Genomic DNA, 16,978 nt, shown 5'->3' with positions numbered 1-16,978 from the left:
CGGTTTCGCTCGCGATGCCCGGTCCGCACCCGTCGACCGCGAAGATCCGGTATGCCGTCCGCGCGGCCCTCGCTGACCTCCCACCCGTGCTTTTCTCACCAATTCCCCCGAAAAGCACGGACACGCCGGTGCACAACCCGGGAATTGGTGAGAAAAGCACGGACGCGCCGTTGGTCCTGGTCGCGTGCAGTGGCGGAGGGGACTCCATGGCGCTCGCCGAGGCCGTGGCGCACGAGGCCCGTCACGCGGTGTGGCGAGCCGGCGCGGTCGTCGTCGACCATGCCCTGCAGCCGGGCTCCGATGTTGTGGCATCGCGGGCGGCCGGATGGCTGACCGAGCTGGGGCTGGACCCTGTGGTGGTCGAGCGGGTTGCGGTGTCCGACAGGGGCTCCGGGCTCGAGGCTGCCGCTCGGGACGCCCGGTATGCCGCGTTGTCGCGCGTCGCCGACCAGTCCGGTGCCGCCGTGGTGCTCCTCGGGCACACCCTCGACGACCAGGCCGAGCAGGTGCTCCTGGGACTGGTGCGTGGTTCAGGTGCACGGTCTCTCGCCGGCATGGCGGCCGTGCGCGGGACGTATCGACGACCCCTGCTCGGCGTGAGCCGCGCGGAGTGCCGGGAGTCGCTGCGTGCGGAGGAGGTGCCGTGGTGGGACGACCCGATGAACGACGACCCCTCCTTCACCCGGGTGCGAGCCCGGCGGGCCGTGGCCGACCTCGAGGCCGACCTCGGACCCGGAGTCGTTGCGGCACTGGGGCGCTCGGCGGCACAGCTGCGCGAGGACGCCGACCACCTCGATGTGCTGGCGGACGAGGCCGTGGGGGTGCTCGGAGCCGGTCCGTGGGACGTCGGGGCCCTGACGAACCTGCCCCGGGCCGTCCGGACGCGGGCGTGGCGACGGCTCCTCGTGGCAGCAGGTGCGCCGGCCGGGCAGGTGAGCACCCGGCATACGGAAGCCTGTGATGCCTTGCTCACGAACTGGCACGGTCAGGGACCCATTCACGTCCCGGGTGCCCTGCGGGTCACGCGGAGAGACGACAGGGTCACCGTGTCATCCTGAGGAAGTGTGGTCAGCCCTCGACCGGGCTCAGGGGGTGGATGGCGACCTCGCCGGCGAGAGCGTCACCGGCCGCGGCGAAGGCTGCCGCGACGTGCGGCGTCCGCATGTGGGCGTCCAGCGCGTCCTGGTCGGTCCACCTCTCGACGGTCACGAAGACACCGGGCGCGGCGGCGGACTCGTAGAGGTCGTAGGCCACGCACCCGGACTCCTGCCGGGTGGCCTCGGCGAGCTGGGTCAGCGGGCCGCGCATCGCCTCGACGTGCTCGGGCTTCACCGGAATGGTCGCAACGACGTGGAGTTCGGTCATGGGAGTGCCTCTCGTCGACAGGCCCGGCTCCGGGCTGATTCGCAGAGTACGGGTGCCCGGGTGTCCGTGGGCCCCCGTTGTCCGGTTGACTGTGGGGCGACACCGATCGACCACGACGACCAGCAAGACCAGGAGAGTGCACCGTGGACGCTGCCCACATGGGAGCCGACCTCGAGCGGGTCCTCATCAGCGAGGACGAGATCCACGCCAGGCTCGCGGAGCTCGCCGAGGAGATCGCGCAGGAGTATGCCGGCAAGGACCTGCTGCTCGTGGGCGTGCTCAAGGGGGCCGTCATGGTCATGGCCGACCTCATGCGCGCGCTGCCGATGACCGCGCCGGTCGACTGGATGGCCGTCTCGTCCTACGGGTCGGGCACGAAGAGCTCCGGCGTCGTGCGCATCCTCAAGGACCTCGACGCCGACATCTCCGGCAAGCACGTGCTCATCGTCGAGGACATCGTCGACTCGGGCCTGACGCTGTCGTGGATCAAGGCCAACCTCGAGTCGCGCAAGCCGGCGTCGGTCGAGATCGTCACCCTGCTGCGCAAGCCCGAGGCCGCCAAGGTCGAGGTCGACGTCAGGTGGGTCGGGTTCGACATCGCCAACGAGTTCGTCGTCGGCTACGGCCTCGACTACGCGGAGCAGTACCGCGGGCTGCGCCAGGTGGGCACCCTCGCGCCCCACGTCTACAGCTGACCGAAGGAGCACGGCATGGGCCCAGACCTCGTCGTCCCACTCGCTCCCGGCGTGTGGCGCATCCCCCTGCTGCGCGACTTCATCAACGGGTTCATCTTCCGTGACGACGACGGGCAGGTGACGCTCGTCGACATGGGCCTGAAGTCGCACGGCCCCAAGGTCATGGCGGCGCTCCGCAGCATCGGCTCCGGGCCGGTCGACGTCACCCGGCTCCTGCTCACCCATGCCCACCCCGACCACGCCGGTGGCACCGCCCACATCTCGCGCGAGACCGGGCGCCCCGTCGACATCCACGAGGACGACGCCGAGTTCATCCGCACGGGCTTCGCGCCACCTCGTGACAGCTCCGTGCGCATCGGCGCCCTCGCCAACCGCCTCACCGGTGGGCGCCGCGCGTTCGAGCCGGTCGAGGTCGGCGAGACCTTCGTGGACGGTCATGTCGTCCCTGTCGCGGGCGGCCTGGAGGTCGTCCACACGCCCGGGCACTCACCGGGGCACGCGGCATACCTCCACCGCGACAGCGGTGTCCTCATCACCGGCGACTCGATCTTCAACGTCCGCGGGCTCCGGTGGCCGGTCAGGTCCTTCTGCACCAACTTCGTCATGACGACGCAGACGGCCGAGCGACTCACGACCCTCGAGTACACGACGGCCGCGTTCACCCACGGGCCCGAGCTGCGCGACAACCCGCGCGCCGCGATCGGCGCGTTCCTGGCCCGCCACCGCTCCTGAGCCGCAGGGCCGCGCGGAACACGCGGCATACGCCGCTCGTTGTCCCCTCGGACGCGCCCCGTGGAGCCAGCCTTCTGGCGGGTAGCGTGTGCACCCAGGCCTGTGCCGCGTGAGCGCGTACGGAGATTTCGCTGATCAGGAGGACGTGGGGCCGCTGGCCCCATACACATTTCATGGATGCCAAGCGCGTGTTCAAGACCCCGTTGTTCTGGGTCCTTGCCGTCATCGCCATCACCGTGGTGATGTTCTCGCTCGGGGGTGACTCCGGCTACACGACGATCGACACCGCCAAGGCCGAGAAGCTCATCACCGACAAGAAGGTCGACAAGGCCGAGTTCACCAGCGACAACGTCCTCAACCTCGACCTCAAGAAGGGGTCGGAGTACTCCGACAAGGACGCCAACGTCTCGGCGACCGACAAGGTGCGCGCCGAGTACGTCGACGCCCGCGCCGAGTCGCTGGTCGAGCTGGTCAAGGCCAACGAGCCCACCGACGGCTACAACGACAAGCGCGAGACCCAGAACCCCTTCTGGACCCTGTTCATCAGCATCTTCCCGATCCTGCTGCTCGTCGGGCTCTTCTGGTTCATGATGAGCCAGGCCCAAGGGGGTGGCTCGCGCGTCATGCAGTTCGGCAAGTCCAAGGCCAAGCTGGCCACCAAGGACACGCCCAAGGTCACCTTCGACGACGTGGCCGGTGCCGACGAGGCCGTCCAGGAGCTCTACGAGATCAAGGAGTTCCTCTCCGACCCGGCGAAGTTCCTTGCCGTCGGGGCCAAGATCCCCAAGGGCGTCCTCCTCTACGGCCCTCCCGGAACCGGCAAGACCCTCCTCGCGCGCGCCGTCGCCGGCGAGGCCGGGGTGCCGTTCTACTCGATCTCCGGCTCGGACTTCGTCGAGATGTTCGTCGGTGTCGGTGCCTCCCGTGTCCGCGACCTGTTCGAGCAGGCCAAGGCCAACGCACCCGCCATCGTCTTCGTCGACGAGATCGACGCCGTCGGTCGTCACCGTGGCGCCGGCATGGGTGGCGGGCACGACGAGCGCGAGCAGACCCTCAACCAGCTGCTCGTCGAGATGGACGGCTTCGACGTCAAGACCAACGTCATCCTGATCGCCGCGACCAACCGTCCCGACATCCTCGACCCGGCCCTGCTCCGCCCGGGTCGATTCGACCGCCAGATCGCCGTCGAGGCCCCCGACATGCTCGGCCGCCACCGCATCCTCGAGGTCCACTCGCAGGGCAAGCCGATGGCCCCGGGTGTCGACCTGCTCGCCGTCGCGCGGCGCACCCCCGGCTTCACCGGTGCCGACCTCGCCAACGTCCTCAACGAGGCCGCGCTCCTCACGGCCCGCACCGACAAGAAGCTCATCGACGACGAGACGCTCGACGAGGCGATCGACCGCGTCATTGCCGGTCCGCAGAAGAAGACCCGGATCATGTCGGCCAAGGAGCGCAAGATCACGGCCTACCACGAGGGTGGCCACGCGCTCGTCGCCTCGGCGATGAACAACACCGACCCGGTCACCAAGGTGACGATCCTGCCGCGCGGCCGGGCACTCGGCTACACGATGGTCATGCCGCTGGATGACAAGTACTCGACGACGCGCAACGAGATCCTCGACCAGCTGGCCTACGCGCTCGGTGGTCGTGTCGCCGAGGAGATCATCTTCCACGACCCGACGACCGGTGCGGCCAACGACATCGAGAAGGCCACCTCGATGGCCCGCAAGATGGTGACCGAGTACGGCATGAGCGAGCGGGTCGGCGCGATCAAGCTGGGCCAGAGCCAGGGCGAGGTCTTCCTCGGCCGCGACCTGGGGCACCAGCGCGACTACTCCGAGAAGATCGCTGGCATCGTCGACGAAGAGGTGCGGGCTCTCATCGAGGCTGCCCACGACGAGGCGTGGCATGCCATCAACGACAACCGCGATGTTCTCGACCGCCTGGTCCTCGATCTCCTCGACCAGGAGACGTTGAACCGCAAGGAGCTCGACGTCATCTTCCAGGACATCGTCAAGCGCCCGGTGCGCCCGACGTGGCTCTCGAGCGAGCACCGGGGCATCTCCGACCTGCCCCCGGTCCTCACCCCGGCCGAGAAGGCCGCCCTCAACGGCCACGACGCCTCGGGTGCGCCCGCCGGCTCCCGCGCCAACGAGGGTGACCCCACCACGGCCGCGGCGATCGACAAGGCGGCCACCGACGGGGCCCACCCGGCCGCCGAGGCAGCCGGTGAGCACCCGCCCACCAAGGTGATCGAGGTTCCGGAGGGCGAGCGTGTCGACCCAGACGCCCACTGACGCCGGCGGCTCCTCGGGCGAGCAGTTCGAGGAGTCCGACACCCTCCCGCCCGGCCAGGTGGACCACGAGCGTGCCCGCGCGGCCGTGCGTGAGCTGCTCTTCGCGATCGGCGAGGACCCCGACCGTGAAGGCCTGCAGGACACCCCGGACCGGGTCGCGCGTGCCGCGACCCAGCTGTATGCCGGCCTGTCGCAGGACCCTGCCGACATCCTGTCCACGCGCTTCTCGATCGACCACGAAGAGCTCATCATCGTGCGCGACATCGAGATCTACTCCACCTGCGAGCACCACCTGCTGCCCTTCCACGGTGTCGCCCACGTCGGCTACATCCCGTCGCCCGACGGGACGGTGACGGGGCTGTCCAAGCTGGCCCGCCTCGTGGATGTCTTCGCGCGCCGGCCCCAGGTCCAGGAGCGCATCACCACGCAGGTCGCCGATGCGCTCGTCGAGCACCTCGGCGTGCAGGGCGTCATCGTCGTCATCGAGGCCGAGCACCTGTGCATGTCGATGCGTGGCGTGCACAAGCCCGGCTCGCGCACGATCACCTCGGCGGTGCGCGGCCAGCTGCGTGACCCTGCCACCCGGGCAGAGGCGATGTCGCTCCTGCTCGGCGGCAAGCGCTGAGCGGTCGACACGCGGTGATCTCGCTCGCTCCCCGGTCCCGGCCCCTGGTCATGGGGGTCGTCAACGTCACACCTGACTCGTTCAGCGACGGCGGTGAGTGGTTCGAGCCGGAGGCGGCGATCGCCCACGGACGTGAGCTGATCGCTGCCGGTGCCGACCTCATCGACGTCGGCGGCGAGTCGACCCGGCCGGGAGCAGAGCGCCCGCCGCTCGAGGAGGAGCTCCGCCGGGTCGTCCCCGTCGTCAAGGCACTCGCCGCCGAGGGCACCGCGGTCTCGATCGACACCATGCGGGCGGCCGTGGCCGCCGCCGCCCTCGACTCCGGTGCAGCGCTGGTCAACGACGTCTCCGGGGGCCAGGCGGACGGTGAGATGGCAGCGGTCGTGGCGCAGGCCGGCATACCGTTCGTCGTCATGCACTGGCGCGCGCACAGCACCACGATGCAGTCACAGGCCGTCTATGGCGATGTCGTCTCGGATGTGTGTGCCGAGCTGACGGCGCGGGTGGAGACGTTGAAGGACAGCGGGGTTCACTCCGACCAGATCATCCTCGACCCGGGGTTCGGCTTCTCCAAGACGGCCGAGCACAACTGGGCGCTGCTGCGTCACCTCGATGCCCTCGTCGCACTCGGGCACCCGCTGCTCGTCGGGACCTCACGCAAGGCGTTCCTGGGGCGGTTGGGTCGGCCGGCGGGTGCCGAACCGCGTCCCGCGACCGAGCGCGACCTCACCACCGCCGTCACGTCGTTCCACTCGGCTCGCCACGGCGCCTGGGCGGTGCGCGTGCACGACGTCGCTGCGACGGTGCAGGCACTCGACGTAGCCGACGCACTTCGAGAGCCAACCGAGAAGGAGTCATGAGCGACCGCATCGCCCTCAAGGGCATCTCCGCCAAGGGTTTCCACGGAGTCCTCGACTTCGAGAAGCGTGACGGCCAGACCTTCGTCGTCGACGTCGAGATGGAGGTGGACCTCGCGCCCGCCGGCACGAGCGACGACCTCGCCGACACGGTGAACTACGCCGAGGTCGCCGGTGATGTTGTCGAGCTCATCGAGGGGGAGTCGCTCGACCTCATCGAGGCGCTCGCCGACCGCATCGCCGCCAAGGTCCTCACCCGGCCACTCGTCGAGGCCGTCGTCGTCACGGTGCACAAGCCGCAGGCGCCGGTCGGCCACCCGTTCACCGACGTGGCCGTCAACGTGGAGCGGCTGCGCGAGACACCGGTCGTCATCGCGGTCGGCTCCAACATGGGCGACTCGGTCGAGACCATCCAGAACGCCGTCGGCTCCCTCTGGCTCGCGCTCGAGCTCAAGGCGGCCTCACGCGTCTACGAGACCGCACCGGTGGGCGGACCGTCACAGGGGGCCTACCTCAACGCCGTCCTCGTCGGCACCACCTCCATGTCACCGCAGCGCCTGCTGCGGACGATGCAGGACATCGAGCTCGACAACGGGCGGGTCCGCAAGGAGCGGTGGGGGCCGCGCACCCTCGACCTCGACCTCATCCAGTACGGCGACCCCGTCTTCGACACCGACGTGCGGCTCTCGACGGAGGCGCTCACGCTCCCGCACCCGAGGGCCCACGAGCGCGGGTTCGTCCTCGTGCCCTGGGCGGACGCCGACTCCGAGGCCACGCTGCGCGTCGACGGTGAGGTGCGACGGGTCGCCGAGCTGGTGGCTGAAGTGGGGACGGGCGGTGTCACGCTCGGCCCCGACGTGGACCTGCTGGAGGACGGATGGTGACGGGTCATGGGGTGCGCGCGCGCGTCGCCGCCCTCGTCGTGGTCGTCATCGGCGTGGCGTCGTGGCTGCTGTGGATGCTCGTCACCGGTGAGGGCACCCTCGTGCCGCGCCCGTCGTGGCTCGCTGCCGGGCTGCTCGCGGCGATGGCGGCGTTCGTCATCGGCTTCGCCTGGCCGGTGCGCTCCTACCTCGCCGGCAGCTCGACGCGCCGCCTCGACCCGCTGCGCGCTGCTCGCGTCGTCGTGCTCGCCCAGGCGGCGACCCTCACCGGTGCCGCTGCCGCGGGCTGGTATGCCGGCCAGCTGGCCGTCGTCGCCAGTGACCTCTCGCTCGTGGCCAACGAGGACCGGCTCTGGCGCCTGGCGATCCTCGTCGGTGCCTCAGTGGTGCTGTGCATCGCGGGCCTGCTGGCCCAGCGCTGGTGCCGCGTCGACCCCCGTGACACCGACGACTGACGACTGACGACTGACGACTGACGACTCACGACTGTCCGGCGGCTACTTGTCGACGTCGCCGACGACGAAGAACGTCGAGCCGAGGATCGCCACCATGTCCGAGACCAGGGTCCCCGGCAGCAGCTGGGTCAGCACCTGGACGTTGTTGAACGAGGCCGAGCGCAGCTTGAGGCGCCACGGCGTCTTCTCACCGCGGGACACGAGGAAGTAGCCGTTGAAGCCGAGCGGGTTCTCGGTCGCGACGTAGGTCTCGCCCTCGGGCACCTTGAGGACCTTGGGCAGCCGCTGGTTCACGGGGCCCGGCGCCATCGAGCCGAGCACCGAAAGGCAGTGCTCGACGAGGTCGAGGCTGACATGGACCTGCTCGAGGAGCACCTCGAGGCGTGAGAGGCAGTCGCCGGCGGTCCGGGTGACGACGCGACCCGGGCCACCTTCGCCGAAGAGCTCGCCATAGGCGAGGTACGGGGCGTCCCGACGGAGGTCCACGTCCACGCCGGACGCCCGGGCGATCGGACCGGAGACGCCGTAGGCGTGGGCGGTCGCCACATCGAGCACGCCGACGCGGCGGGTGCGTGCCGTGAGGATCTCGTTGCCGATGAGCATCGACTCGAGGTCGGGCAGCCGGCCCCGCACCGCCTGGACGGAGTGCTCGACGCGCCCGAGCCACCCGGCCGGCACGTCCTCCTTGAGGCCGCCCACGCGGTTGAACATGTAGTGCATCCGCCCTCCGGAGGCCTCCTCCATCACCGCCTGGAGCTCTTCGCGCTCGCGGAAGGCATAGAAGACCGGCGTGATCGCGCCGAGCTCGAGTGGGTACGACCCCAGGAACATGAGGTGGTTGAGCACCCGGTTGAGCTCGGCGAGCATCGTGCGCAGCCACACCGCCCGCTCGGGCACCTCCATGCCGAGCATCTCCTCCACGGCGAGGACGACCCCGAGCTCGTTGCTGAAGGCGCTGAGCCAGTCATGGCGGTTGGCCAGCACGATGATCTGCCGGTAGTCGCGCACCTCGAAGAGCTTCTCCGCGCCCCGGTGCATGTAGCCGATGATCGGCTCGGCGTGCACGATGCGCTCGCCGTCGAGGGTGAGGCGCAGGCGGAGCACCCCGTGCGTCGCCGGGTGCTGCGGGCCGATGTTGAGGACCATGTCGGCCGTGGCAAGCCCTCCTGCGCCGACGGCGACAGTCGTCGTCTGCGGCGTGGCGGCGGGCGCGTCAGGCATGGACCCGAGTATGCCGGGTCATGGCCCAGTGGAACCCGCCGAGCCCGTGGGGGTCGGTGAGGGCGGTGATGCTGCTCGCTCGGCCCAGGGCGCGCACGTAGCCCAACGGGTCGGTGCTCGCCGTCGCATGGCTGGGCGTGGCGCCGTCGAGGCCGAGCCGGTGGAGCAGGGCCCGCTGCCTCACCACCTCATCGGCGCCGAGTGAGTCGGTCGCGACGTGCGCCGTGAGGTCCCGTCGTCCGTCCGGGACCGCTTCGGTCAGGCTGCCTTCCCGGTATGCCGTGAGCGTGCCCTGGGCCGGACGCGTCGCCTTCGTGTGCCCGTAGTCGACGGCCACAGTGAGCCCAGCAGGGTTGCGGGACACCAGGTCCGCAAAGGCCCGGTCGCGGGAGAGGCCGACCTCGACGCGCTCACCCGGCCGGGCGTCGGGCCACCAGGTGTCGGCCCAGGACCGGTCCTCGCCGGTGAGCTCCTCACCGAGGGTCTCCGTGCCGTCCTCGTCGACGAGGACCGTGCGCAGCACCCCCTCGTCGTCGACCTGCGCGATCGTGCACGGCACGACGTCCAGCCACTCGTGCGCGAGGACGAGGGCATCGAGGTCGCGCAGCTCGTCCGGCAGGGCTGGTCCGCCGGCGGAGCGCAGCCAGTCGATGCCCGGGGCGAGCGAGCTGGGCCGCTCGACGATGTCCACGCCCAGGAGCTCGAGGTCGGGGCGCTGGTCGTGGAGGTGCGCCAACAGCTCGCCGCGGCCGCAGGCGAGGTCGACCACCCGGCATACGCCGGCTTGGTCGGCGAGGTGCGCGACGACCGCGGCAAGGACCGCGCCCAGGGGGCCGTGGGCAGATGTCGTGAAGTGACCGGCCGGTCCCTCGACCCCGCGATAGAACCCGGCGGGCCCGTAGAGCGCGTCCCACCACGCGTCACGCCAGGGTCGAGGGTCCACCTTCACCGGCCACATCCTGCCTTGTGTGCCCCAGCGCGACCTATACCTCGCGCTCAGGCACACAAGGCGAGGGGTGAGGCGAGGCCTGTGGATGACCCCGCGGTCGACATGTCGAAATTGGGCACGATCTGTCTTCATGAGCCGACTTCCCACTGGGTTGCTCGCCCTGGCGCAGGCGCAAGGCGGCATGTTGGCGCGTCGGCAGGTCCGGCGGCTGGGCGTCAACAGGGACCAGGTGGCCGCCAACATTCGAGCGCAGCGGTGGGCCGAGCGGAGCTCTGTTGTGGTCAGCACCTTCACAGGTGAGTTGACCCGCGAGCAGCGTGCATGGCTGGGAGTGCTCCATGCTGGGCCGCCGGCGATCGTGGGTGGCTACTCGTCCCTCGAGTTCCAGGGCCTCAAGAACTGGCCTCGCGACGACCTCACCATCCTGGTGGATGACGAGGAGCACCTCGAGCCGCTGGAGGGCATCAACTGGTTCCGTACCCGCAGACCCCTGGACGTCTGGCACGCGAAGAACCACACGCTGCCCATGGCCCGGGTCGAGCCAGCGGCGCTGCTGCAGGCAGCCTACGAGCCGGGCTGGCGCACGTCCCAAGGGTTGTTGGCGGCCGTGGTCCAACAACGCCTGACGACACCGGCGGCGCTGCGTCAGCAGCTCGAACGCATGAAGCCACTTCGTCGAGCGCCTCGGTTTCGTGTCCTCCTGACCGAGTTCGAGGGCGGAGCACAGTCGCTGGCCGAGGTCGATGTGACGCGCATGTGTGTCGACTACGGCTTGCCCCTGCCGACACGCCAGAAGCGCCGCAAGGACCGGTCGGGGAAGTGGCGATACACAGACTGCGAGTGGGAGCTCCCCGACGGCCGGGTTCTCGTCATGGAGGTGGACGGAGCCTTCCACATGGACGTGGAGCACTGGGAGGACGACATCCAGCGCCAGCGCGGTCTCACCACGCCGGGCCGGGTCGTGGTCCGCTGCACGTCTCGCGAGGTCAGGGACGAGCCGTTCCAGCTCGCGGCAGACCTCCGGGCCCTCGGACTCGGCGCCTTGTGTGCCTGAGCGCGACCTCTGACTCGCGCTGGGGCACACAAGGCTTAGGTTTGAGGCGTGACCCATCCAGCGCGCCTGTCCATCGGGTTGATCGGTGCGGGTCGGGTGGGTGCCGTTCTCGCTGCCGCCCTCGCACGTGCGGGACACCACATCCAGGCCGCGTATGCCGTCAGCGACGCCAGTCGTGAGCGTGCCGCCGCGCTGCTGCCGGGGGTCCCGCTCAAGGACGTGCCCGGCGTCATCGACGGCGCCGACCTCGTGCTCCTCGCCGTCCCCGACGACGCCCTGCCCGAGCTCGTCTCGGGGCTGACGGCGACCGACACCTGGCAGGCGGGCCAGATCGTGGTCCACACGAGTGGGCGCTACGGCGCCGACGTGCTGCGGCCTGCGCTCGGCTCCCACATCCTGCCCGTCGCCATCCACCCGGCGATGACCTTCACGGGCACCGCCCTCGACCTCGGCCGCCTCGAGGACTGCGCCTTCGGGGTGACCGGCCCCGAGGCCCTGCGGCCCATGGCCGAGGCGCTCGTCGTCGAGATGGGTGGTGAGCCCGTGTGGGTGGCCGAGGGCCAGCGCGCGGCCTACCACGCGGCCCTCGCCCACGGCTCCAACCACCTCGTGACCCTCGTCGCCGAGGCGATGGAGGTCCTCGTGGCCGCCGGGGTCGAACAGCCGCGAGCCGTCCTCGGGCCCCTCGCCAGGGCAGCCCTCGACAACGCGCTGCGCCTCGGTGACGCAGCGCTCACTGGTCCCGTCGCCCGCGGAGATGTGAGTACCGTGGGCACGCACCTTCGGGAGCTGGAGCGGATCTCGCCCGAGATCAGGACGACCTACGTCGCCCTGGCCCGCGCCACCGCGGTGCGTGCGCTCGAGAGCGGCCGGCTCCAGTCGGCGGCCGCCGAACCACTGCTCGACACCCTCGCCGACCCGGAGCACCAGGAGCCCGCCTCGTGACACAAGCCGAAGTGACCGAAGCTCAAGCGGCTGAACGGCTCACCGCGACACCGGTCATCGCGAGCACCCGCGACGAGCTGCGCGCTGCCCGCGGCGACCTCACCGGCAGGGACGTCGCCGTGGTCATGACCATGGGCGCCCTGCACGAGGGCCACGCCCAGCTCCTCCGGGAGGCGCGCCGCTCCGCCGACCACCTCATCCTCACGATCTTCCTCAACCCGCTGCAGTTCGGGCCCAAGGAGGACCTGTCGCGCTACCCGCGCACGTTCGACGATGACCTGCAGATCGCCACGGCCGAGGGGGTCGACATCGTCTTCGCCCCGACCCCCGACGTCGTCTATCCCGACGGGGACCCGGGCGTGCGTGTCTCGGCGGGCCCCCTGGGCGACGTCCTCGAGGGCAAGTCGCGCCCCGGCCACTTCGACGGTGTCCTGACCGTCGTCGGCAAGCTGCTGCACCTCACCGGCGCCACCCGGGCCTTCTTCGGCCAGAAGGACGCCCAGCAGCTCCTGCTCATCCGCCGCATGGCCCGCGACCTCGACTTCCCGGTCGAGGTGGTGTCGGTGCCGACCGTCCGCGAGCCCGACGGCCTGGCCCTGAGCAGCCGCAACACCTACCTCACCGAGTCCGACCGCGAGGTCGCCCTGTGCCTGAGCCGCGCCCTCACCGCGGGAGCCGACCAGGCGGCATACGGTCCGTCGGCGATCCGTCGAGCGGCACGCGAGGTCCTCGTCGCCGAGCCGCTCGCCCTCGTCGACTACCTCGTCCTCGTCCACCCGAGCACGCTGCAGGACGTCCCCGAGTGGTACCGCGGTGAGGCCCTGCTCGCGATCGCCGCCAAGGTCGGCACGACCCGGCTCATCGACAACACCCCGATCCTCGTGGGCCCGGGCGGTGGGAGACTCGACGTCTTCTCGCAGTCCGTCACCCCGGGCATCCCCGCTCGTCCGGCCACGTGACCGGCCATCCCACCGGCACCCCACCAGGAGCTCCACCCATGTATCGCTACATGCTGCACAGCAAGATCCACCGTGCGACGGTGACGCAGGCCGACCTGCACTACGTCGGTTCGCTGACGATCGACCTCGACCTCATGGAGGCGGCCGACCTGCTCCCCGGCCAGCAGGTCGACGTCGTGGACGTGGACAACGGCAACCGCCTCACGACCTATGCCATCGAGGGCGAACGCGGCTCGGGCATCCTGTGCATCAACGGCGCGGCAGCCCGCCTCATCAGCCCCGGCGACACGGTCATCATCATCGCCTACGCCTCGATGTCCGACGAGGACGCGCGTGCCCACGAGCCGCACGTGGTCTTCGTCGACAAGGACAACAGGATCGTCGAGGTCGGTGACGACGGCGGAGACGTGCCCGAGGGCTACGGGCTCATGACGTCGGCCGTGACCAAGCGCTCGCACGGGTGAGCGCGACCCCTCCGGGTTCCGACACCGCCGGTATGCCGGGTGCCCCCGCGGGCGTGCGGCTTCCGCGTGCGCTCGCCGCGCCTGCCCCCGGGTGGACGACGTCCGCTGACGTCATCGTCGTCGGCTCGGGCATCGCCGGGCTGACCTGCGCGCTGCGACTGCGCGAGAGGGTGGACAGGGTCCTCCTGGTCACCAAGACGGTCCTGGACGAGGGCTCGACAGCGTGGGCGCAGGGCGGCATCGCGGCCGCCCTGGACCCCGAGGACTCCCCGGAGGAGCACCTCGAAGACACGCTGGTCGCCGGTGTCGGACTGTGTGACCGCGACGCCGTCGAGGCGCTGGTCACCGAGGGTCCCAGGCGGGTGCGCCAGCTCGTCGCCCTCGGCGCCGAGTTCGACCGCGACGCCGAGGGTGAGATCAAGCTGACCCGCGAGGGTGGGCACCACCGCGACCGCATCGCCCACGCGGGCGGCGATGCCACCGGGCGCGAGATCTCCCGCGCTCTCATCGCCGCGCTCGACCGCGTCCGGGACGACCCGGGCATCGAGGTCGTGGAGCACGCGCTCGTCGTCGACCTGCTCGACGACGGGGCTGGCCGCGTCAACGGGGTGACGCTCCACGTCATCGGCGAGGGGCAGCTGGACGGCGTGGGCGCCGCCCATGCCCGGGCCGTCGTCCTGGCCACTGGCGGGCTCGGCCAGATCTACACGTCCACGACGAACCCACCCGTCGCGACCGGCGACGGCATGGCGGCGGCTTTGCGGGCGGGCGCGCGCATCACCGACCTCGAGTTCATCCAGTTCCACCCGACCGTGCTCTTCCTCGGTGAGGGGTCGACCGGTCAGCAGCCGCTCATCTCCGAGGCGGTGCGCGGCGAGGGAGCCTTCCTCGTCGACGGCACGGGTCGACGGATCATGGAGGGCCGCCACGAGCTCGCCGACCTGGCCCCCCGCGACGTCGTGGCCCGCGCCATCCTCGAGACGATGCGTGAGCAGGGCACCGACCATGTCTTCCTCGACGCACGCCACCTCGGGGCTGCGTTCCTCCAGGAGCGCTTCCCCTCGATCGTCGCGTCGTGCCGATCGCTGCGCTTCGACCCGGCGAGCGACCTGCTGCCCGTGGCGCCGGCGCAGCACTACGCGTCGGGCGGCATCGAGACCGACCTGTGGGGGCGGTCGTCCCTCCCGGGCCTCTACGCCTGCGGGGAGTGCTCGTGCACCGGCGTCCACGGCGCCAACCGGCTCGCCTCCAACAGCCTCCTCGAGGGCCTGGTGTTCGCGAGCCGCATCGCCTCCGACATCCCCGCGCGCATCGCGTCGGGGAAGCTGCCCGAGGCCACCGCGCCCTCGACGCCTGCCCGCGCTGGTGGACCCAACCGCGGGGAGGGCGCCCTCCTCGACCACTCGCAGCGCCTGACCGTGCAGAGGGCCATGACGACCGGCTCGGGCCCGGTGCGCTCGACCGCGTCGACCGCCGCCACCGCCGCCACCCTCGGTGAGCTGGCCGGGTTGCCGCCCTCGACGGCGGAGCCGGGACCGAGGACCTGGGAGACGACCAACCTCCTGCACCTCGCGCAAGTGCTCACCGAGCTGGCCTCCCGCCGCGAGGAGACCCGCGGCGGCCACGTGCGCAGCGACTTCCCCGAGCGCGACGACGCCCGCTGGCTGGTGCGCCAGAGCGTCGTCGTCGCACCTGACCGCTCCCTCACCGTGACCGAACGGAGTATGCCGTGAGCTCGCCCTCGGCTCCTGACCTCGCCTTCCCGCTGGCTGACGCTCGTCGCGTCGTCACCGGCGCCCTCGACGAGGACCTCGGGGGTGCCGACGGTGTCGACGTGACGACCACCGCGACGATCCCCGCCGACCAGACGTCCGATGGGGCGGTGGTCGCCCGGGAGGACGGCGTCGTCGCCGGTGTCGAGGTCATCGCCCTCACGCTGAGGGAGGTCGCGCAGCGCCTTGCGGCCGCGCCCGTCACGGTCGACCTCAGGCTTGCCGACGGCGACCGGGTCGCCCGTGGTGACGTCATCGCAGAGCTCTCGGGCTCGACCCGCGTCACGCTCACGGGGGAGCGCACGCTCCTCAACATCGTCAGCCGGCTCTCCGGCATCGCCACCCACACCCGCCGGTGGGCCGACGCCCTCGAGGGCTCCGGGGCCATGGTGCTCGATACGCGCAAGACGACGCCGGGACTGCGGTCCCTCGAGAAGTTCGCCGTGCGTGCCGGCGGCGGCACCAACAAGCGCATGGGCCTGTACGACGTCGCCATGATCAAGGACAACCACAAGCTGGCCGCGGGAAGTCTCCACGCGGCATACGCCGCCGTTCGTCGGCAGTTCCCAGAGGTCCCCGTCCAGGTCGAGGTGACCACGACGGCCGAGGCGCTCGAGTCGGTCGAGGCGGGTGCGCGGTTCCTGTTGTGCGACAACATGTCCACGGAGATGCTGCGCGCGACGGTGGAGGCGGTGCGGGCCACGGGCGAGACGGTGGAGCTCGAGGCCACGGGTGGTCTGACCCTCGAGGTGGCTGCGGACTATGCCGCCACGGGTGTCGACTACCTCAGCGTCGGTGGGCTGACGCACTCCTCGCCCATCCTCGACGTTGCGCTGGACCTGCGTCCCTGACCGTGGTGCTCAGTGGCCCTTGCGCAGGGGTGGCGTGCCGGCCGCGATCGTCGCCGGGTGCACGAACAAGGGGAGGAGCCGGCGGGCGGCTGGACTGCGCAGCGCCTTGACCGTCGCGAGGTGGGCCTCACAGCGCACGACCAGCTCGTCGTAGCCGCCCTGACCCATGAGCTCGACGAGCTCGGCGCGGTTGCTGCGATAGACCGGCTCGGCGCCGACGTGCGCCTCGGGGTTGCCCGAGCAGTACCAGTCGAGGTCGTGGCCGCCCGGGCCCCACCCGCGACGGTCGTACTCGCCGATCGACACCTCGAGGTAGCTCGTGTCGTCGGGCAGCTCGACCGTGCGAAAGGTCCGCCGGATGGGCAGCTGCCAGCAGACGTCCGGCTTCTGGGTGTGCGGAGGCTGGCCGGTGAGGACCGCGTGCTGGTGCAGCGCGCAGCCGGTGCCGGCGGGGAAGCCGGGCCGGTTGTGGAAGATGCAGGCGCCGTCGACGACTTTGGTCTTGCGGGCGCCGTCCTCGAGCTCGGTCCACGCCGAGACCTTGGTCGGGTTCTTCCTGTCGGGGCGCATCTGCCACTCGTCCTCACCGAGCTCCTCGACGATCGCGGCCACGCGCCGCAGGTCGTCGTCGTCGGAGAAGTGGGCGCCGAGGGTGCAGCAGCCGGCGTCGGGCTGGTCGGCATAGATGCCCTCACAGCCGGACCCGAAGATGCAGGTCCACCGTGACGTCAGCCAGGTGAGGTCGCAGCGGAAGCGTTGGGCGGGGTCCGCGGGGTCGGGGAACTCCACCCACGTGCGGGGGATGTCGAGCGGGGTCTCAGCCACTGGCTCAGCCTATGTCGAGCGCGCCGAC

18 protein-coding genes are annotated in these 16,978 nt (G+C 70.8%); 14 read left to right on the top strand and 4 right to left on the bottom strand.

Going from position 1 to position 16,978, the window contains the following annotated elements:
* Positions 1-14 precede the first annotated feature (14 nt).
* Positions 15-1,058: a tRNA lysidine(34) synthetase TilS gene (gene tilS, locus ASG74_RS08145; protein WP_056141298.1), complete on the top strand. Its 1,044-nt coding sequence runs from the start codon at positions 15-17 to the stop codon at positions 1,056-1,058.
* 10 nt (positions 1,059-1,068) lie between these two features.
* Here the strand turns inward: tilS and ASG74_RS08140 are convergent, their stop codons facing one another.
* Positions 1,069-1,365 carry a putative quinol monooxygenase gene (locus ASG74_RS08140; RefSeq protein WP_056141294.1) on the bottom strand — a complete coding sequence of 99 codons (297 nt, stop codon included), beginning with the start codon at positions 1,363-1,365 and terminating at the stop codon, positions 1,069-1,071.
* A 143-nt stretch (positions 1,366-1,508) separates the two neighbouring features.
* On the opposite strand from ASG74_RS08140, the gene hpt reads away from it, so the two are divergent.
* The 7 genes from hpt to ASG74_RS08105 all read left to right on the top strand — a co-directional run bounded on the left by hpt (position 1,509) and on the right by ASG74_RS08105 (position 7,910).
* Positions 1,509-2,060, top strand: a complete 552-nt coding sequence (gene hpt / locus ASG74_RS08135) for a hypoxanthine phosphoribosyltransferase (RefSeq protein WP_056141292.1) — start codon at positions 1,509-1,511, stop codon at positions 2,058-2,060.
* Between the two features lie 15 nt (positions 2,061-2,075).
* Positions 2,076-2,792 (top strand): MBL fold metallo-hydrolase, encoded by a 717-nt coding sequence (locus ASG74_RS08130; protein ID WP_056141280.1) that lies wholly within the window; start codon positions 2,076-2,078, stop codon positions 2,790-2,792.
* 173 nt (positions 2,793-2,965) lie between these two features.
* Positions 2,966-5,089, top strand: a complete 2,124-nt coding sequence (ftsH, locus tag ASG74_RS08125) for an ATP-dependent zinc metalloprotease FtsH (RefSeq protein WP_056141277.1) — start codon at positions 2,966-2,968, stop codon at positions 5,087-5,089.
* Positions 5,090-5,147: 58 nt separating this feature from the next.
* Positions 5,148-5,714 (top strand): GTP cyclohydrolase I FolE, encoded by a 567-nt coding sequence (gene folE, locus ASG74_RS08120; protein ID WP_056143340.1) that lies wholly within the window; start codon positions 5,148-5,150, stop codon positions 5,712-5,714.
* Between the two features lie 14 nt (positions 5,715-5,728).
* The gene (gene folP / locus ASG74_RS08115) at positions 5,729-6,574 is read left to right on the top strand and encodes a dihydropteroate synthase (RefSeq protein ID WP_235498857.1); all 846 of its coding nucleotides are present in this window, start codon (positions 5,729-5,731) and stop codon (positions 6,572-6,574) included.
* Positions 6,571-7,455 carry a 2-amino-4-hydroxy-6-hydroxymethyldihydropteridine diphosphokinase gene (folK, locus tag ASG74_RS08110; RefSeq protein WP_056141274.1) on the top strand — a complete coding sequence of 295 codons (885 nt, stop codon included), beginning with the start codon at positions 6,571-6,573 and terminating at the stop codon, positions 7,453-7,455. Before folP ends, folK begins: the two co-directional genes overlap by 4 nt.
* A gap of 11 nt (positions 7,456-7,466) precedes the next feature.
* Entirely contained in the window at positions 7,467-7,910 is a 444-nt protein-coding gene (locus ASG74_RS08105; protein ID WP_162252791.1) for a DUF3180 domain-containing protein, read from the top strand.
* A 42-nt stretch (positions 7,911-7,952) separates the two neighbouring features.
* On the opposite strand, the gene ASG74_RS08100 is transcribed toward ASG74_RS08105, so the two are convergent.
* Together ASG74_RS08100 and ASG74_RS08095 are read right to left on the bottom strand one after the other, a co-directional pair.
* A complete protein-coding gene (locus ASG74_RS08100; RefSeq protein WP_056141263.1) occupies positions 7,953-9,131 on the bottom strand; it encodes an NADH-quinone oxidoreductase subunit D in 1,179 nt (392 codons plus the stop codon).
* Positions 9,124-10,080 carry an SAM-dependent methyltransferase gene (locus tag ASG74_RS08095; RefSeq protein WP_235498856.1) on the bottom strand — a complete coding sequence of 319 codons (957 nt, stop codon included), beginning with the start codon at positions 10,078-10,080 and terminating at the stop codon, positions 9,124-9,126. The genes ASG74_RS08100 and ASG74_RS08095 overlap by 8 nt, the downstream gene beginning before the upstream one ends.
* 130 nt (positions 10,081-10,210) lie before the next feature.
* On the opposite strand from ASG74_RS08095, the gene ASG74_RS08090 reads away from it, so the two are divergent.
* The 6 genes from ASG74_RS08090 to nadC are packed head-to-tail and all read left to right on the top strand — an operon-like array spanning position 10,211 to position 16,125.
* Entirely contained in the window at positions 10,211-11,134 is a 924-nt protein-coding gene (locus ASG74_RS08090) for a hypothetical protein (RefSeq protein WP_156465325.1), read from the top strand.
* Positions 11,135-11,182: 48 nt separating this feature from the next.
* Positions 11,183-12,079, top strand: coding sequence for a Rossmann-like and DUF2520 domain-containing protein (locus tag ASG74_RS08085; protein ID WP_056141258.1), 897 nt, complete (start codon positions 11,183-11,185; stop codon positions 12,077-12,079).
* Positions 12,080-12,090: 11 nt separating this feature from the next.
* On the top strand, positions 12,091-13,038 hold the full coding sequence (panC, locus tag ASG74_RS08080; protein ID WP_235498855.1) for a pantoate--beta-alanine ligase: 948 nt from the start codon (positions 12,091-12,093) through the stop codon (positions 13,036-13,038).
* Between the two features lie 38 nt (positions 13,039-13,076).
* Positions 13,077-13,502, top strand: a complete 426-nt coding sequence (panD, locus tag ASG74_RS08075; RefSeq protein WP_056141251.1) for an aspartate 1-decarboxylase — start codon at positions 13,077-13,079, stop codon at positions 13,500-13,502.
* A 32-nt stretch (positions 13,503-13,534) separates the two neighbouring features.
* Positions 13,535-15,235 carry an L-aspartate oxidase gene (locus tag ASG74_RS08070; RefSeq protein ID WP_056141249.1) on the top strand — a complete coding sequence of 567 codons (1,701 nt, stop codon included), beginning with the start codon at positions 13,535-13,537 and terminating at the stop codon, positions 15,233-15,235.
* Positions 15,232-16,125 carry a carboxylating nicotinate-nucleotide diphosphorylase gene (gene nadC, locus ASG74_RS08065; RefSeq protein ID WP_056141244.1) on the top strand — a complete coding sequence of 298 codons (894 nt, stop codon included), beginning with the start codon at positions 15,232-15,234 and terminating at the stop codon, positions 16,123-16,125. The genes ASG74_RS08070 and nadC overlap by 4 nt, the downstream gene beginning before the upstream one ends.
* Before the next feature lie 9 nt (positions 16,126-16,134).
* Here nadC and ASG74_RS08060 read toward each other — a convergent pair whose 3' ends face one another.
* Positions 16,135-16,950, bottom strand: coding sequence for a hypothetical protein (locus ASG74_RS08060; RefSeq protein WP_056141242.1), 816 nt, complete (start codon positions 16,948-16,950; stop codon positions 16,135-16,137).
* Positions 16,951-16,978 lie beyond the last annotated feature (28 nt).

Origin of the sequence: Knoellia sp. Soil729 (genome assembly GCF_001427985.1) — a bacterium.
In the GTDB taxonomy this organism is placed as follows: domain Bacteria; phylum Actinomycetota; class Actinomycetes; order Actinomycetales; family Dermatophilaceae; genus Knoellia.
The sequence above is the reverse complement of the archived record's forward strand: the minus strand, read 5'-3'. Positions and strand labels throughout refer to the sequence as shown.

Excerpts from the sequence above, each read along its gene's own strand:
- tilS (WP_056141298.1), top strand. The coding sequence starts at position 15 with ATGCCCGGTCCGCACCCGTCGACCGCGAAGATCCGGTATGCCGTCCGC.
- folK (WP_056141274.1), top strand. The coding sequence starts at position 6,571 with ATGAGCGACCGCATCGCCCTCAAGGGCATCTCCGCCAAGGGTTTCCAC.
- ASG74_RS08090 (WP_156465325.1), top strand. The coding sequence starts at position 10,211 with ATGAGCCGACTTCCCACTGGGTTGCTCGCCCTGGCGCAGGCGCAAGGC.
- panD (WP_056141251.1), top strand. The coding sequence starts at position 13,077 with ATGTATCGCTACATGCTGCACAGCAAGATCCACCGTGCGACGGTGACG.
- ftsH (WP_056141277.1), top strand. The coding sequence starts at position 2,966 with ATGGATGCCAAGCGCGTGTTCAAGACCCCGTTGTTCTGGGTCCTTGCC.
- ASG74_RS08130 (WP_056141280.1), top strand. The coding sequence starts at position 2,076 with ATGGGCCCAGACCTCGTCGTCCCACTCGCTCCCGGCGTGTGGCGCATC.
- ASG74_RS08100 (WP_056141263.1), bottom strand. The coding sequence starts at position 9,131 with ATGCCTGACGCGCCCGCCGCCACGCCGCAGACGACGACTGTCGCCGTC.
- ASG74_RS08070 (WP_056141249.1), top strand. The coding sequence starts at position 13,535 with ATGCCGGGTGCCCCCGCGGGCGTGCGGCTTCCGCGTGCGCTCGCCGCG.
- ASG74_RS08140 (WP_056141294.1), bottom strand. The coding sequence starts at position 1,365 with ATGACCGAACTCCACGTCGTTGCGACCATTCCGGTGAAGCCCGAGCAC.